Here is a 16,681-nt window from a genome sequence, read left to right as displayed (position 1 = left end):
ATTACTCAGCCTTTATTCTCTACTTTAGCGCGGGCTTCGTCACGTAATTCTCGTCTCAAAATCTTACCAACATTAGACTTCGGTAATTCATCCCGGAATTCGACAAGTTTCGGCACTTTATAGCCCGTCAACTGACGGCGACAGAAAGTGATGAGCGCCTCATCGGTTAATGCGGCATCTTTTTTCACCACGAAAATCTTCACCGTTTCGCCGCTACTACCCGCCGGAACGCCTACCGCCGCCACTTCCTGTACGCCGGGATGTTGCATCACCACATCTTCAATTTCGTTCGGGTAAACGTTGAAACCGGAGACGAGGATCATATCTTTTTTACGATCGACAATGCGCAGGAAGCCTTCATCATCCATCACCGCGATATCACCGGTGTACAGCCAGCCGTCTTTGATAATTTCGTCGGTGGCATCAGGACGTTGCCAGTAACCCAGCATGACCTGTGGCCCTTTCACGCACAGTTCACCAGGCTCGCCATGGGCGACCTCATTGCCATCATCGTCAACCAGCTTGACGTCAGTCGACGGTACCGGCAGGCCGATGCTGCCACTATGATAGTCAATATCATGCGGGTTGACGCTGACCAGCGGCGAGCACTCCGTCAGACCATAACCTTCCAGCAGATACTGACCCGTGAGTTTTACCCAGCGCTCCGCAACGGCATTTTGTACCGGCATACCGCCACCGGCCGAAAGGTGCAGCGTGGAGAAATCAAGCTGCTGGAACTCTTTATTATTCAGCAACGCATTGAACAGCGTGTTCACACCGGTCATGGCGGTAAACGGGTATTTCGCCAGCTCTTTTACCAGGCCGGGAATATCACGCGGGTTGGTGATGAGTACGTTCTTGCCACCCAGTTCGATAAACAACAGGCAGTTCATGGTGAGCGCAAAGATGTGATAGAGCGGCAGCGCGGTGATCACCAGTTCGCTTCCCCGGTGCAACAGCGGCCCGTAAGTGGCATTCACCTGTTCCAGGTTCGCAAGCATATTGCGATGGGTGAGCATCGCGCCCTTCGCCACGCCGGTAGTACCGCCGGTGTATTGCAGGAAAGCCAGATCGTCCGCGGAGATCTCTGGTTTGACGTACTGCAGACGATAACCATTATGCAGTGCGCGACGGAAGGAGATGGCATCCGGCAGATGATATTTCGGCACCAGACGTTTGATGTACTTCACCACAAAGTTAACCAGCGTACCTTTCGCGGTGGAAAGCTGATCGCCCATACGCGTCAGGATGACGTGTTTAACCTGCGTATTATCAACAACCTTTTCCAGGGTATGAGCAAAGTTGGAGACAATCACAATCGCCGCCGCACCGCTGTCGTTAAGCTGATGCTCCAGTTCGCGAGGGGTGTAAAGCGGGTTGACGTTCACCGCAATCATCCCGGCGCGCAATATACCAAACAGGGCGACCGGATATTGCAGCAGGTTCGGCATCATCAGCGCAACGCGATCGCCCTTCTGTAACCCCAGCCCCTGCTGCAGATACGCGGCAAACGCGCGGCTACGCTCTTCCAGTTTACGAAACGTCATCACTTCGCCCATGTTGACGAAAGCTGGCTGGTCAGCGTAGCGCGTCGTCGCATGTTCAAAGAGTTCAACCAGGGATTGATAACGGTCAGGATTGATATCCGCCGGAACATCGGCCGGATAACGGTTAAGCCAAACCTTCTTCAAAGCATCACCTCTAAAATAAGCATTCGTCGTCATCGCAGCCCCAATAAACATGCCATCTGTTAACATAATATTAACTCAGCGTACCAGTTTATTAATTACGCGAAATCAGGGTTGCGAAGCGCGTCACTTTTTATTTTTCGAATACCATCTAAATAAAGAGACAGCGGACTAGCCGCTGTCTCTTTTCTTTTACAAATCAATTCGTTATTCAGTAACGATGGTTTGTACCTGCGCGGGGCCTGGGTTGTACCATCCCCAGCCGCCATAACCATAACCTCCACGCCATGGGTGCGGGCCATAGAACCAGGGGTCAATAGGCTGCGGCGGCATCACTACCTGCTGCGTCACGCGCCAGCGTTTGTAGCCCGTCGTCTGTATACGCAGATATTTGTAGGGCGTGTTGCCAATTTTACCGTCGACTGTACCGGCAATAGGGCCAACGACCGTCACCAGTTGCCCACGGAAATCGACCGGATCAAGGAAACCATTCACATCGGCATAAATACGCCCGCGCGAAGGTTCGCCTAGAATGGGACGTGCGCCGCTATCAAGCGGTACGGTGGCAATTTCCAGTCGGGTGTTGCCGTTAGTATTCTGTACGCTAACCACTTTCCCGCCGAAACGAGATTCCTGGCCGACATAAAGCTGTGGTGACGCCATCACCCGCACCAGATCCTGCTGCGGCGTTGGGCTGCTGCCCTTAATAGCATCCGGCACGCTAACGCAGCCACTGAGCGCAGCGGCAATAAGCCCTGCGATAGCCACGCGGATAACAACGTTCTGACCTGCCATGATGCAACTCCTTTTCTCAGTATTTACTTACTAAGATTCATTCACGACCCGGAAGTTTCTTCCATGCCACTTCGTTGCGTAAATATTTAGGTTCGGCTTTCTCAACAGCGACGGTTTTCCCCTGCGCCAGCAGGTAACAGGCGATGGGCAGCATATCTTCAGCTTCCGGCAGCAAAACATCGCCGTCACCAATCGTCAGATGCGTGGCTTCAGCCGCCAGATCGGGCCATGCCGGCCACCCCGTACCGACCGTCACCCATTCACCGGATAACTGCGTCAGACGTTCTTTCACGGCTTCCGGTTTCAGCACCGCTTCGCTTTCTTCGCCGTGCCAGACGCCCTGCTCATCACGCACATACTCGGCCCAGTAAACTTCGCCCATCCGCGCATCAATGGCCGCCAGTACGCGCATCGCACCACTTTTGCGGAATGCGCCCTGCGCCATGGTGGCAAGCGTTGAGACGCCAATCATCGGCAGTTCCGCGCCCAGCGCCAGGCCCTGAGCGATACCGATGCCGATACGCACGCCGGTAAAACTGCCGGGGCCGCGGCCGAACGCCAGCGCATCCAGCTCCGTTAAGGTGACGCCACTTTGGCTCAGAATATCCTGCACGACAGGCAGAATACGTTGGGTGTGTTCACGAGGACAAAGTTCAAAATGAGCACAGATTTCACCGTTGTTCCACAGGGCAGCCGAGCAGGCTTCCGTGGCGGTGTCGATAGCCAGAATTCGCATGATTCGTCGCGCTCTCGCAATTGCAGATCAATAAAATGGCGCGCATCTTAGCACACTTTGCACCAGGCTGCGCCTCTGTTAACGAATGGATGACATCGCCAGGAAGCGAACCGCACGGCCGATATCGCGGGTACGCGGCGCAGGCGGCAGGCTGGCAAGAAACGTCGCGCCGTAGGGGCGCATGACCAGGCGGTTGTCACAAATCACCAGCACACCGCGATCGTCAGTATCGCGAATCAGTCGCCCGACGCCCTGCTTAAGGGTAATGACCGCATCCGGAAGCTGGACATCTTCGAAAGGGTCGCCGCCGCGCAGGCGGCAATCTTCCATTCGCGCTTTCAACAGCGGATCGTCCGGCGAGGTAAACGGAAGCTTATCGATGATCACCAGCGACAGCGCATCACCCCGCACGTCCACCCCTTCCCAGAAGCTGCTGGTCGCGACCAGCAGAGCGTTCCCGGCGCTGACAAACTGCTGAAGCAACTGCCCTTTGCTGGTTTCGCCCTGTAACAGCACAGGCAGCGTCATGGTGGCGCGGAACTGCTCGGCAAGGTCACGCATCATGGCATGCGAGGTGCAGAGCATAAAGCAGCGGCCGTCGTTCGCTTCGATAAGCGGTTTCAGCATGGCCGCCAGATGCCGCGCAGCGCCTGGCTGATTAGGCAGCGGCAGGTTGCGCGGCACACACAGCAGCGCCTGGTGTTGGTAGTCAAACGGGCTCGGCAACAGCAATGCGTGCGCTTCGCCAATACCGAGACGTTCGGTGAAGTGATGGAGATCGTCATTCACCGAAAGCGTCGCGGACGTGAAAATCCACGAGCCAGGCTTTTGCGCCATCACTTCTTTGAATTTATCCGCCACCGTGAGCGGCGTTAGCGCCATCGTAAAGTGGCGCGAATTGCACTCATACCAGTAGCTGTAGCCCGGCTGATTGACGTCTTTCAATCGCTTCAGTCGTGTACGATAGAGGGTCGCACGTTCAAAAGCGGCATCCAGCAACGCTGAACGGCCCAGCGACAGTTTGGCGACGTCATAACAGAGTTCCAGAGCGTCATCGAGGAGCAGTAGCGCGCGCTGGATAGTGTTATCTGCCAGCAGTTCACGCAGGTTGCCGCGATAGCCCGGGTCGCCCAGTTGCAGACGGAAATCCTGCGTTGCCTGCGCCAGACGGTCGGCGCATTTTTGCAGTTGCTGAGTATCTTTGAGTTCAGTGCGATAGGCGATGGTGATGTCTTTGGCGAGATCCAATAGCTGGCGGCTGGAGAGAGACTGGCCAAAATACTGACTGGCAATATCCGGGAGTTGATGCGCTTCATCGAAAATCATCACCTCAGCTTCAGGGATTAATTCCCCGAAACCGCTCTCCTTCACCACCATATCGGCCAGGAACAGGTGATGGTTGACGACCACCACATCGGCGTCCATCGCTTTTTTTCGCGCCTTCACCACGAAGCAATCGGCATATTGCGGACAGTCGCTGCCAAGGCAGTTGTCGTTAGTGCTGGTCACCAGCGGCCAGGCCTGAGAATCTTCCGCCACGCTGACGCAGGTGCTGATATCGCCATCAATCGTCTGATTAGCCCACGAGCGCAGCATAATGACGTCACTTAATGTATTCACCGGAAGATCGCCGCCCGCCAGCGCCTGTTGTTCAAGGCGTTCTATACAGAGGTAGTTAGAACGGCCTTTCAGCAGCGCCAGTTTTCCTTTGAACTCCAGCGCTTTCGCGACTGTGGGCAGGTCACGGCTGTAGAGCTGATCCTGCAGGGCTTTTGAGCCCGTGGAGATAATCACCTTTTTATTGGCGCGCAGGGCGGGTGCAAGGTAGGCGTAAGTTTTCCCGGTACCGGTTCCCGCTTCAACCACCAGCGGCTTGCCGTCGCTAATCGCCTGCGAGACGGCATGAGCCATCTGGCGCTGCGGTTCGCGCGGTTTAAAACCGGTGATCGCTTTCGCTAACTGACCGTCTGCTGCAAAATCGTCCGTCACACTGCCCCCTGTTTATTTGGACAGTGATTATGTCAGGCTGCCCGCGCTTTCGCCAGTCGAACGGGTGACGACTGGATAACAATATGGCACTCTTGCGCCCTCAAAGGAATTTCAACAGAGGAAACTGCAATGACGATTACGCGTATTGATGCCGAAGCCCGCTGGTCTGATGTCGTGATCCACAATCAGACGCTCTACTACACCGGTGTGCCGGAAAATCTGCAGGCGGACGCCTATGCGCAAACAGCGAACACGCTGGCGCAGATTGACGCTATTTTGCAAAAACAGGGTAGCGATAAAACCAAAATTCTCGACGCGACGATTTTTCTCGCCAACGGCGATGATTTTGCCGCGATGAATAAAGCGTGGGATGAGTGGGTCGTTGCGGGCCATGCGCCGGTGCGTTGCACCGTGCAGGCCAGACTGATGAAAGCAGAGTATAAGGTCGAAATTAAAATTATCGCCGCAGTGTAAGGCTTTACTCTTCTTCATCCTCATCTTCAAACCGCGCCACGATCCGCTCACCTGAGTGGCTGGCGCGGATCTCGGCGGCGACCAGGCCAATCGCCTCGCCGCTGCTCATCCCCTGGGAGATCAGCTCCTGGATACGTTCAACCGCTTGTTGCTGTTGCTCATGGCTCAGCGAAGGTAATCCTGCAAACATGTTTGACTCCTGCTACATTATCGGCGCTTATTATTTCACGCAGTCTAGGTTTGAGGAAGATGTTACTCCCGTCAATGATTACATTACCGTGGCGACAGGATGCCGCAGAGCACTATTTCGCACCGTTAAGCCACCTGCCGTGGGCCATGCTGCTGCACTCCGGGTTTGCCGACCATCCGCATAGCCGGTTTGACATTCTTGTTGCGCAACCTCGCACGACGCTGGTAACGCGGGGGGATATCACGACGATTCATCGCGGTGCAGAGCATACCTCATCCACGCAGGATCCGCTCACGCTTTTGCAGACTGAACTCGATGCCAGCCCCTTCATCAGCGAAACCATTGCGGATATCCCCTATACCGGCGGCGCTCTGGGACTGTTTGGCTACGATCTCGGCCGTCGTTTTGAGCACCTCCCCGGGCAGGCACAGCAGGATATCGATCTGCCCGATATGGCGGTTGGTATCTATGACTGGGCGCTGATTGTCGATCACTTGCGCAAAGTGGTGACGCTGGTGAGTCAGTCTGACGCGCAGGAGCGACTGTGCTGGCTGCAAAATCAACAGGTTAAACAAAGCCGGCCATTCACGCTCACCTCTGCGTGGCAGGCGAACATGAGCCGCGAAGAGTACGGAGAAAAGTTTCGCCAGGTGCAAAACTATCTGCACAGCGGCGACTGCTATCAGGTCAATCTGGCCCAGCGTTTTCAGGCAAGCTATGACGGCGATGAGTGGCGGGCATTTGTCCGGCTTAACCGCTCCAATCGCGCGCCGTTCAGCGCCTTTATCCGGCTCAATGAAGGTGCAATTTTAAGTCTTTCGCCGGAGCGGTTTATTCTTGCCGAACAGGGGAAGATTCAAACACGCCCGATTAAGGGCACCCTTCCCCGCCTTCCTGACGCAAATGATGATGCCGCTCAGGCTGAACGTCTGGCGAACTCGCCGAAGGATCGCGCTGAGAACCTGATGATTGTCGATTTAATGCGCAATGACATTGGCCGGGTGGCGGTGCCGGGCAGCGTTCGCGTACCGGAACTGTTCGTCGTCGAGCCTTTCCCTGCAGTACACCATTTGGTCAGCACCATAACCGCGACGTTGCCAGAAACACTTCACGCCAGCGACCTGCTGCGCGCGGCCTTTCCCGGCGGTTCCATTACCGGCGCGCCAAAAGTACGCGCCATGGAAATTATTGATGAACTGGAGCCGCAGCGCCGTAATGCCTGGTGCGGCAGCATTGGTTATCTGAGCGCCTGCGGCAATATGGATACCAGCATTACAATTCGCACCGTGACGGCCTGGCGCGGCCAGGTTTACTGTTCCGCTGGCGGTGGTATTGTGGCAGACAGTCACGAAGCCGCGGAATACCAGGAAACGTTTGATAAAGTGAACCGTATTCTGCATCAACTGGAGTCTTAACGATGGCATCCCCTGAATTGAATCTGGATGATTTTCTTTCCCGTTTTCAACTGCTTCGCCCACAGGCTAACCGCATGGCTATCAATCAGCGGCAGGCAGCGGTGCTGGTGCCCATCGTTCGACGTCCTGAGCCGGGTTTGTTACTGACCCAACGCTCGGCTAAGTTGCGCAAACATCCGGGTCAGGTGGCGTTCCCCGGCGGGGCCGTCGATAGCACCGACGCATCATTAATTGCCGCCGCGCTGCGCGAAGCGCAAGAAGAGGTGGCCATCCCACCGGAAAGCGTGGAGGTAATCGGTATCTTACCGCCAGTAGACAGCGTCACCGGTTTTCAGGTGACTCCGGTAGTGGGCGTGATCCCGCCAAATCTGCACTATCACGCAAGCGTAGACGAAGTCTCCTCCGTATTCGAAATGCCGCTCGCAGAGGCATTAAGGCTGGGCCGTTACCACCCGCTCGACATTCATCGCCGCGGTGATTCACATCGTGTATGGCTTTCCTGGTACCAGCACTACTTTGTCTGGGGAATGACTGCCGGCATTATTCGTGAGCTGGCGTTACAGGTTGGGCTGAAACCCTGACTATACTTAGCGTAATAGCGAGATGTTCGGCATTAGTAAAACAGGATCGTTTCATTAGTTTAATTCATGTGAATAGTTCAGCCGAATATCCGGTTCCCTCATACACTATGCGCAATTATAACATCGTTGCCGCAACAACCCGGCAACCCTGTCAGGAGTATCAATGTGATTAGTATATTCGACATGTTCAAGGTGGGGATTGGCCCCTCATCTTCCCATACTGTAGGGCCGATGAAGGCTGGTAAGCAGTTCGTCGATGACCTGGTCGAAAAAGGATTGATTGATGACGTAACCCGTGTAGCGGTGGACGTCTACGGTTCACTCTCGTTAACCGGCAAAGGTCACCATACTGATATCGCCATTATCATGGGCCTTGCGGGCAACGAGCCTGCAACGGTCGACATTGATGCCATTCCGGCGTTTATCCGCGACGTAGAAGCGCGCGGGCGCCTGCTGTTGGCGCAGGGGCGTAAAGAAGTCGACTTCCCGAAAGATAACGGCATGCGCTTCCACAACGGCAATCTGCCGCTGCATGAAAACGGCATGCAAATCCACGCCTGGGCGGGCGAGACGGAACTCTACAGCAAAACCTATTACTCCATCGGCGGCGGTTTTATCGTGGATGAAGAGCATTTCGGTAAAGAGGCAGTTGACGAGGTGAAAGTGCCTTACCCATTCGCTTCCGCCACCGAAATGCTGAACTACTGCAAAGAGACCGGCCTTTCGCTCTCGGGCATGGTGATGCAGAACGAGCTGGCGCTGCACAGCAAAAAAGAGATTGAAGACTATTTTGCCAATGTATGGCAGACCATGCAGGCGTGTATCGATCGCGGGATGAACACCGAAGGCGTTCTGCCAGGCCCGCTACGCGTCCCTCGTCGCGCCTCTGCCCTGCGTCGCCTGTTGGTGGCAAGCGATAAGCTCTCTAACGATCCAATGAATGTGGTCGATTGGGTGAATATGTTTGCGCTGGCGGTCAACGAAGAGAACGCCGCAGGGGGCCGCGTGGTGACTGCGCCCACCAACGGCGCCTGCGGGATCGTGCCAGCCGTACTGGCCTACTACGATCACTTCATTGAGTCCGTGAGCCCGGATATCTACATTCGTTACTTCCTTGCCGCCGGGGCGATTGGCGCGCTCTATAAAATGAACGCCTCAATTTCTGGTGCTGAAGTGGGCTGTCAGGGGGAAGTGGGCGTAGCCTGTTCAATGGCTGCAGCCGGTCTGGCCGAACTGCTGGGCGCGAGCCCGGAGCAGGTCTGTGTGGCAGCGGAAATCGGAATGGAACACAACCTGGGCTTAACCTGCGACCCGGTTGCTGGTCAGGTACAGGTGCCGTGCATTGAGCGTAACGCCATCGCCTCTGTTAAAGCCATCAACGCCTCACGGATGGCGATGCGCCGTACCAGCGAGCCACGCGTTTCTCTCGATAAAGTCATCGAAACGATGTACGAAACCGGGAAAGATATGAACGCTAAATACCGCGAAACCTCCCGCGGCGGCCTGGCCATTAAAGTGCAGTGCGACTAACACTCCTCGCCCATCTTCTGATGGGCGATTTATTTCTCTCTTTTCTTTCACTTTTTTTCGCTCTCACCGCTAAACTTGCAGGTGTTGCCGTAATCGGTCTTTTCGATATTGAGCATCGAACATGCAATCTGCACACTGGATAGTAAAACGATATCTGCATAAGCGTATTCTTCTCTGTACCCTTGTGGCGCTGGGAGCCTTTTCGCTCACGCTGACTATTGGATTTATTTTACAGCGTAGCGAAAATAAGCAGCAGATTGAAAACGTCACCCAGCGGGCCGTCACTACGCTGGATAAAATCCTGCTGGCGGTGGAAAACGAACGCGACACACTGCTCCCGATGGTTGATAAACCCTGTAATAACAGCCTGTTAAAGCTTCGTCAGCAGGTAGCGGCCTTAAAAACCGTCCGTTCAATATTCCTGGTTAAATCCGGGATTATCTATTGCTCCAGCGCCTTCGGTGAACGCAGCATTCCGCTGCGGAAGCTACAGCCGCGTTTAGCCGACAATCACTCCAAACTGCTCCTCACCATAGATCGTTCGCTGGTCAAAGGAAGTCCGGTTCTGATGCAGTGGTTCCCGGCATCAAAGGATGGGCAGGATGGCGTCGCCATAGGGATCAATATCGATTTAGTCAGCGATATGATGCTCGACCCTTTTCCACCGCTGATTACACGCGTCAGTCTGGGTATCGATGACGCCTGGTATGTAGAAGACGTGGGGATCATCAGACAGCCTATCCAACGCGAGGATGAACGGGTCTATACACGAGCGTCCAGCGCATTTCCTTTCAGCATTGTCGTAAGCGGCCCTTCGTTCTGGCGTCTTGCCCTTCGCGAACTACCGGGCCGGCTTCCACTGGCGCTGATATTTGGCCTGCTGGCGGCCTGGATTACCTGGATTGCTACCGCCAGGCGAATGAGTTTCTCCTGGGAAATCAATATGGGCATTGCCCAGCGGGAATTTACCCTCTTCTGTCAGCCCCTGTTGAATACGCGTGCGCAGCGCTGCGATGGTGTCGAAATCCTGCTACGCTGGAACAATCCTCGTCTTGGCCCAATTACACCCGATGTCTTCATACCGATTGCGGAAGCGAAGAATCTTATTCTCCCGTTGACCCGTTATGTGCTGAATGAAACAGCGAAGGAACTGCACCGCTTTCCCGCCGACCCGAAATTCCATATCGGCATTAACGTCGCGGCCGCTCATCTGCGCGACGACAAGATTCTGCTTGAAGACCTCAATAATCTTTGGTTCAGCGTCAACCCCACCGTGCAATTGACCATTGAACTGACCGAACGTGATGCGCTGCACGACGTGAACGCCGGTCTTTTACGCGCACTGCACGGTAAAAATATCCAGCTCGCCATTGATGACTTCGGCACCGGTAATAGCTCCCTCTCCTGGCTGGAAAAACTGCATCCGGATGTGCTGAAAATCGACAAGTCGTTTACCCACGCCATAGGCACCGATGCGGTGAACTCGACGGTAACGGATATCATTATCGCGCTGGGGCAACGTTTGAATATTGAGCTGGTTGCGGAAGGGGTAGAGACGCCGGAGCAGGCGAACTATTTGCAGCGCCACGGCGTCCATTTATTGCAGGGTTATCTCTACGCACCGCCGATGCCACTGGAAGAGTTCCCCCAGTGGCTGGCAGAGCATAACGGGCCGACAACGCCCATTATGCCGTAGACGATTCGTTACTCTTCTTCGTCATGCTCTGACGGCTGTTTCACCACGCGCACCTGGTCGATACGGTAGTTATTGGCCTCAGTGATGGTGATTTGCAGAGGTGCCAGTTCAATCACATCGCCCACTTTCGGGATTTGTCCATTCACGGCAATCACCAGCCCTGCCACGGTGGCGATATCCTCTTCATCATTGACCAGATGATCCAGCCCCAGCGCCTGTTGCAGCGCGTGGATGTCGGCACCACCTTTCACAATCCAGCCGTCACCATCGGCAATAATTTCCGGCGTTTCATCGGCATCCGGGAACTCACCGGCGATGGCCTCCAGCACGTCCAGCGGCGTGACCAGCCCCTGCACAACGCCGAACTCGTTAGTCACAATGACAAAGCTGCCTTTCGCCCGTCGCAGCACGCCCAGCAGATTAATCGGATCCAGCGTATCCGGAACCACGATAGCAGGATGTGCTGAGGCAATAGCCGCAACGTCTTCATCCGCTTCCAGCGAAACCAGCAGTTCTTTCGCGCGCACGATACCGATAACTTCGTCCAGTTCGCCACGACACACCGGGAACAGACTATGCGGCGATGAGAGAAGCTGTTCACGAATTTCATCTTTGCTCAGATCGGCATCCACCCAGCTAATTTCACCACGCGGAGTCATGATGCTGCGCAGCGAGCGGGAAGCCAGCGTCAGTACGCCATTAATCATGTAACGTTCTTCTTCCGCAAACGCGCCTTCAGGTACCGGCACCGGCGCCTGGCTGTCGCTCTCCTGCTGCGGGTTGGCCTGTTTACGCCCCCCCATCATGCGCAGAATGGCATCTGCCGTGCGTGCGCGCAGCGGCTGCGTTGACTGATGGCGAATAAAGTTGCGACGCGCAATCTGGTTAAAGAGTTCGATGATGATTGAGAATCCAATCGCCGCGTACAGATAACCTTTCGGAATATGGAATCCGAAACCTTCCGCCACAAGGCTCAAACCAATCATCAGCAGGAAGCTCAGACAGAGCACCACCACCGTCGGATGCTGGTTGACGAAACGCGTCAGCGGTTTCGACGCCAGCAGCATTACACCCATTGCGATCACTACCGCCGCCATCATGACAGGCAGATCGTTCACCATCCCGACCGCAGTAATTACCGCATCAAGTGAGAAGACCGCATCCAGCACCACGATTTGCAGCACCACCACCCAGAAACTGGCGTAACCCTTACCATGTCCGGCGTCATGCTGACGGTTTTCCAGCCGTTCATGGAGCTCTGTTGTCGCTTTGAACAGCAGGAACAGACCACCCAGCAGCATGATCAGGTCGCGTCCTGAGAAGGAATAATCCCATACGCTGAACAGCGGCGCGGTGAGCGTCACCATCCACGAAATAACCGAAAGCAGGCCAAGACGCATAATCAGCGCCAGCGACAAGCCAATCAGGCGGGCTTTATCACGCTGCTTTGGCGGCAGTTTATCCGCAAGGATCGCGATAAAGACCAGGTTATCGATACCCAGCACGATTTCCAGGACGACAAGCGTCAACAAACCGGCCCAAATTGACGGGTCCATTAACAATTCCATGAGCGACTCCAGTTAACGAAATGACGCGTCATCGCGCTGTCAAACACAGGCGTGACAATATCGGACAAAAGGGATTGATGGCGCTGCTGGCCGGGATGTACTGCACTAATGTGCGATGTGAAAGTGAAAAGGCGTCGGTGACGGTCCATACTTTGGGCTGCTGCCCTCTACTCCTGCAAAATTAAACGGAAGCTAAACATAGCAAAGATTAATCACAATTTGGCAAAGATTTACCTGACTTTGCAATAAATACGATTATTTTTTGCGCCGCAAAATAATTGTTCACCATTAACTAAATTACGGATCTTCATCACATTAATTATTTTTTCACTATCTAAAATAATTCTCGGCAGTTATTAAATTTTCTCTCTCAAACCCTTATCTGAATCGATTCGGTCACGATATCGTTTCAACAAGCATCAGCCCGCCTGATGCAACGATAATAAAAGGAGGTAGCAAGTGACGATTGCTATTGTTATAGGCACACATGGTTGGGCAGCAGAACAACTGCTGAAAACAGCAGAGATGCTGTTGGGCGAGCAGGAGAATGTGGGTTGGATCGACTTCGTGCCCGGCGAAAACGCTGAGACGTTGATCGAAAAATACAACGCACAGTTGGCGAAACTTGATACCAGCAAAGGGGTGTTGTTTCTCGTAGATACATGGGGTGGCAGCCCGTTCAATGCTGCCAGCCGCATTGTCGTCGATAAAGAACACTATGAAGTCATTGCCGGGGTCAACATCCCGATGTTAGTGGAAACACTCATGGCGCGCGATGACAACCCATCATTTGATGAGTTAGTGGCGATTGCCGTCGAAACCGGTCGTGAAGGCGTTAAGGCGCTGAAAGCACAGCCGGTTGAAAAAGCAGCCCCTGCTCCGGTTGCCGCGGCACCGGTTAAACCGATGGGCGCTGATGACTATATGGTCATTGGCCTGGCGCGTATCGATGACCGTTTAATCCACGGTCAGGTCGCTACCCGCTGGACGAAAGAAACCAACGTCCGCCGCATCATCGTTGTCAGTGATGAAGTTGCTGCAGATACCGTACGTAAAACCCTGCTGACGCAGGTTGCTCCTCCGGGCGTAACCGCGCATGTGGTTGATGTTGCCAAGATGCTTCGCGTCTACAACAACCCGAAATACGCGGGTGAACGAGTGATGTTGTTGTTCACTAACCCAACTGATGTCGAACGCCTTGCTGAAGGTGGTGTGAAATTCACCTCCATCAACATCGGTGGTATGGCATTCCGTCAGGGTAAAACTCAGGTGAATAACGCCGTTTCGGTCGATGAGAAAGATATCGAAGCGTTCAAAAAACTGAACGACCGCGGTATTGAACTGGAAGTCCGTAAGGTCTCCAACGATCCGAAACTGAAAATGATGGATTTGATCAACAAGATTGGCAAATAAGCCTCTCGTTGATGACCAATCAGCTTTCACACTTTAGTCTTACGTTTATAGGAGAAGTACAATGGAGATTACAGTTCTTCAAATTGTGCTGATATTCATCGTTGCCTGTATCGCAGGTATGGAATCTATCCTTGATGAGTTTCAGTGCCACCGACCACTCGTTGCCTGTACCCTGGTCGGTATTGTTCTCGGCGACATGAAAACCGGTATTATCATCGGTGGTACGCTGGAAATGATCGCTCTGGGCTGGATGAACATCGGTGCGGCAGTTGCGCCTGATGCTGCGCTGGCATCTATCATCTCAACCATTCTGGTTATTGCGGGCCATCAGGGCATCGGCGCGGGTATCGCGCTGGCAATCCCTCTGGCAGCAGCCGGCCAGGTTCTGACCATCATCGTGCGTACCATTACCGTGGCATTCCAGCACGCGGCGGATAAGGCGGCTGATAACGGCAACCTCACGGCACTCTCCTGGATCCACGTCTCCTCCCTGTTCCTGCAGGCGATGCGTATCGCTATCCCGGCAGTGATCGTGGCGGTGTCTGTGGGTACCAGCGAAGTACAGAACATGCTGAACGCCATTCCTGAAGTGGTTACCAGCGGCCTGAACATCGCCGGTGGTATGATCGTTGTCGTCGGTTACGCCATGGTTATCAACATGATGCGTGCAGGCTACCTGATGCCGTTCTTCTACCTGGGCTTTGTAACCGCTGCCTTCACCAACTTCAACCTGGTTGCTCTGGGTGTGATTGGTGCGGTAATGGCGATTCTGTACATTCAGTTGAGCCCGAAATATAACCGCGTTGCGGGTGCTGCGGCCCCGGCTGCTGGCGCGAACGACCTTGATAACGAACTGGACTAACAGGTGAGCGAAATGGTTGATACAACTCAAACTACCACCGAGAAAAAACTCACTCCGAGCGACATCCGTGGCGTGTTCCTTCGTTCAAACCTGTTCCAGGGTTCATGGAACTTCGAACGTATGCAGGCGCTGGGCTTCTGCTTCTCCATGGTTCCGGCGATCCGTCGCCTGTATCCTGAGAACAACGATGCGCGCAAACAGGCTATCAAGCGTCACCTGGAGTTCTTCAACACCCATCCCTACGTTGCGGCACCGGTTCTGGGCGTTACGCTTGCGATGGAAGAACAACGTGCTAACGGCGCAGAGATCGACGATGCTGCCATCAACGGTATCAAAGTGGGTCTGATGGGGCCGCTGGCTGGTGTAGGTGACCCGATCTTCTGGGGTACCGTGCGTCCGGTATTTGCGGCACTGGGTGCGGGTATCGCGATGAGCGGCAGCCTGCTTGGGCCTCTGCTGTTCTTCATCCTGTTTAACATGGTGCGTCTGGCGACTCGTTACTACGGCGTGGCTTACGGCTACCGCAAAGGTATCGATATCGTTAAAGATATGGGCGGCGGCTTCCTGCAGAAACTGACTGAGGGGGCTTCTATCCTCGGCCTGTTTGTCATGGGGGCATTGGTTAACAAGTGGACGCACGTCAACATTCCTCTGGTGGTGTCAACCATCACCGGTCAGGATGGCCAAACGCGTGTGACCACGGTGCAGACAATCCTTGACCAGTTGATGCCGGGTCTGGTTCCGCTGCTGCTGACCTTCGCCTGCATGTGGCTGCTGCGTAAGAAAGTTAACCCACTGTGGATCATCGTTGGCTTCTTCGTCATCGGTATCGTAGGCTACGCAATCGGTCTGCTGGGTCTGTAATATCTGTTGTATACCGGGGGCTCATGCCCCCGGTTTTTTTTATTCGGAGGCTTAATGACAATCACGGATTGGGTACTGGTTTTCTTCATCATCACGCTGCTGGCCTTTGCCATCTATGACCAGTTCATCATGCCCCGCCGCCATGGCGCCACGCTGCTTTCCATTCCCCTTTTGCGCCGCAATCGTATCGACGGCGCGATTTTCGTCGGGTTGACGGCCATTCTTATCTATAACAACATCACCAATAATGGTGCACAAATCACCACCTGGCTGTTATCGGTACTGGCATTAATGGGTTTCTATCTCTTCTGGATACGTAGCCCAAAGATTATTTTCAAATCAGAAGGTTTCTTTTTCGCCAATATCTGGATTGAATATCCACGCGTGAAACAGATGAATTTATCTGAAGATGGCGTGCTGGTGATGCAATTAGAGCAGCGACGTCTGCTGGTACGGGTAAAGAATATCGACGACCTCGAAAAGATATCCAACCTTTTACTTTCAAATCAATAAATTATAAATATACCCAATGCTATAATCGTGCTATTTTCAGGCGCGTTAAATATAGCGTTGGCTATATTAGCCATTCGTCACACCCGATAATTATTAACCTTTTAATTACTTTATTTTGCAAATGAAAATCGTTATCAATTGAGAGCGGGAAATAACACTTTCTGTTCTTGGTTTACATTCCCAAAATATGTTAATGTTGCGTCCGTCGTTGGGGAGTAGCCGATTTTCAGTTTACTGAAAATGTGCGTGTCAACATACTCGTTGCAAAACGTGGCACGTACGGACTGTTTTATACACAAACCAATCAAGCCGCCAGCGTACAGGTCGCTTGATTGATGAAGTGTAAACCGTCAGGCGAGACCATAGA

15 protein-coding genes and 1 riboswitch are annotated in these 16,681 nt (G+C 53.9%); of the genes, 9 read left to right on the top strand and 6 right to left on the bottom strand.

Going from position 1 to position 16,681, the window contains the following annotated elements:
- Window positions 1-5 precede the first annotated feature (5 nt).
- The 4 genes from fadD to VSR74_RS00655 form a co-directional block, all read right to left on the bottom strand.
- Entirely contained in the window at window positions 6-1,691 is a 1,686-nt protein-coding gene (gene fadD / locus VSR74_RS00670) for a long-chain-fatty-acid--CoA ligase FadD (protein WP_347792913.1), read from the bottom strand.
- Window positions 1,692-1,895: 204 nt separating this feature from the next.
- Window positions 1,896-2,483, bottom strand: coding sequence for a Slp/YeaY family lipoprotein (locus VSR74_RS00665; RefSeq protein WP_347792912.1), 588 nt, complete (start codon window positions 2,481-2,483; stop codon window positions 1,896-1,898).
- A 37-nt stretch (window positions 2,484-2,520) separates the two neighbouring features.
- Window positions 2,521-3,219: a tRNA (adenosine(37)-N6)-threonylcarbamoyltransferase complex dimerization subunit type 1 TsaB gene (tsaB, locus tag VSR74_RS00660; RefSeq protein WP_347792911.1), complete on the bottom strand. Its 699-nt coding sequence runs from the start codon at window positions 3,217-3,219 to the stop codon at window positions 2,521-2,523.
- Window positions 3,220-3,297: 78 nt separating this feature from the next.
- Window positions 3,298-5,208 carry an ATP-dependent DNA helicase gene (locus VSR74_RS00655; protein ID WP_347792910.1) on the bottom strand — a complete coding sequence of 637 codons (1,911 nt, stop codon included), beginning with the start codon at window positions 5,206-5,208 and terminating at the stop codon, window positions 3,298-3,300.
- 129 nt (window positions 5,209-5,337) lie between these two features.
- Between VSR74_RS00655 and VSR74_RS00650 the strand changes: the two genes are divergently transcribed.
- A complete protein-coding gene (locus VSR74_RS00650) occupies window positions 5,338-5,682 on the top strand; it encodes a RidA family protein (protein WP_347792909.1) in 345 nt (114 codons plus the stop codon).
- A 4-nt stretch (window positions 5,683-5,686) separates the two neighbouring features.
- On the opposite strand, the gene VSR74_RS00645 is transcribed toward VSR74_RS00650, so the two are convergent.
- On the bottom strand, window positions 5,687-5,872 hold the full coding sequence (locus tag VSR74_RS00645; protein ID WP_347792908.1) for a YoaH family protein: 186 nt from the start codon (window positions 5,870-5,872) through the stop codon (window positions 5,687-5,689).
- Between the two features lie 59 nt (window positions 5,873-5,931).
- Between VSR74_RS00645 and pabB the strand changes: the two genes are divergently transcribed.
- From pabB to VSR74_RS00625, 4 genes are all read left to right on the top strand, one after another.
- Complete coding sequence (pabB, locus tag VSR74_RS00640; protein WP_347792907.1) at window positions 5,932-7,287, top strand: aminodeoxychorismate synthase component 1; 1,356 nt, start codon at window positions 5,932-5,934, stop codon at window positions 7,285-7,287.
- Window positions 7,288-7,289: 2 nt separating this feature from the next.
- Window positions 7,290-7,868 carry a CoA pyrophosphatase gene (locus VSR74_RS00635; protein WP_347792906.1) on the top strand — a complete coding sequence of 193 codons (579 nt, stop codon included), beginning with the start codon at window positions 7,290-7,292 and terminating at the stop codon, window positions 7,866-7,868.
- Window positions 7,869-8,033: 165 nt separating this feature from the next.
- The gene (sdaA, locus tag VSR74_RS00630) at window positions 8,034-9,398 is read left to right on the top strand and encodes an L-serine ammonia-lyase (protein WP_347792905.1); all 1,365 of its coding nucleotides are present in this window, start codon (window positions 8,034-8,036) and stop codon (window positions 9,396-9,398) included.
- Between the two features lie 121 nt (window positions 9,399-9,519).
- Complete coding sequence (locus VSR74_RS00625) at window positions 9,520-11,094, top strand: EAL domain-containing protein (protein ID WP_347792904.1); 1,575 nt, start codon at window positions 9,520-9,522, stop codon at window positions 11,092-11,094.
- Window positions 11,095-11,102: 8 nt separating this feature from the next.
- Here the strand turns inward: VSR74_RS00625 and yoaE are convergent, their stop codons facing one another.
- Window positions 11,103-12,662: a CNNM family cation transport protein YoaE gene (gene yoaE, locus VSR74_RS00620; RefSeq protein WP_347792903.1), complete on the bottom strand. Its 1,560-nt coding sequence runs from the start codon at window positions 12,660-12,662 to the stop codon at window positions 11,103-11,105.
- A gap of 459 nt (window positions 12,663-13,121) precedes the next feature.
- On the opposite strand from yoaE, the gene manX reads away from it, so the two are divergent.
- The 4 genes from manX (at window position 13,122) to VSR74_RS00600 (ending at window position 16,314) form a co-directional block, all read left to right on the top strand.
- The gene (gene manX / locus VSR74_RS00615) at window positions 13,122-14,075 is read left to right on the top strand and encodes a PTS mannose transporter subunit IIAB (RefSeq protein WP_347792902.1); all 954 of its coding nucleotides are present in this window, start codon (window positions 13,122-13,124) and stop codon (window positions 14,073-14,075) included.
- A gap of 61 nt (window positions 14,076-14,136) precedes the next feature.
- Window positions 14,137-14,937: a PTS mannose transporter subunit IIC gene (gene manY, locus VSR74_RS00610; protein ID WP_347792901.1), complete on the top strand. Its 801-nt coding sequence runs from the start codon at window positions 14,137-14,139 to the stop codon at window positions 14,935-14,937.
- Window positions 14,938-14,949: 12 nt separating this feature from the next.
- Window positions 14,950-15,801: a PTS mannose transporter subunit IID gene (locus VSR74_RS00605; RefSeq protein WP_347792900.1), complete on the top strand. Its 852-nt coding sequence runs from the start codon at window positions 14,950-14,952 to the stop codon at window positions 15,799-15,801.
- Between the two features lie 54 nt (window positions 15,802-15,855).
- Window positions 15,856-16,314 carry a DUF986 family protein gene (locus VSR74_RS00600; protein ID WP_347792899.1) on the top strand — a complete coding sequence of 153 codons (459 nt, stop codon included), beginning with the start codon at window positions 15,856-15,858 and terminating at the stop codon, window positions 16,312-16,314.
- 198 nt (window positions 16,315-16,512) lie between these two features.
- A riboswitch (yybP-ykoY riboswitch) is annotated at window positions 16,513-16,640 on the top strand.
- Window positions 16,641-16,681 lie beyond the last annotated feature (41 nt).

This window comes from Pseudocitrobacter cyperus, from assembly GCF_039889165.1.
In the GTDB taxonomy this organism is placed as follows: Bacteria; Pseudomonadota; Gammaproteobacteria; order Enterobacterales; family Enterobacteriaceae; genus Pseudocitrobacter; species Pseudocitrobacter cyperus.
This window is presented reverse-complemented; position numbering and strand designations above follow the sequence as displayed.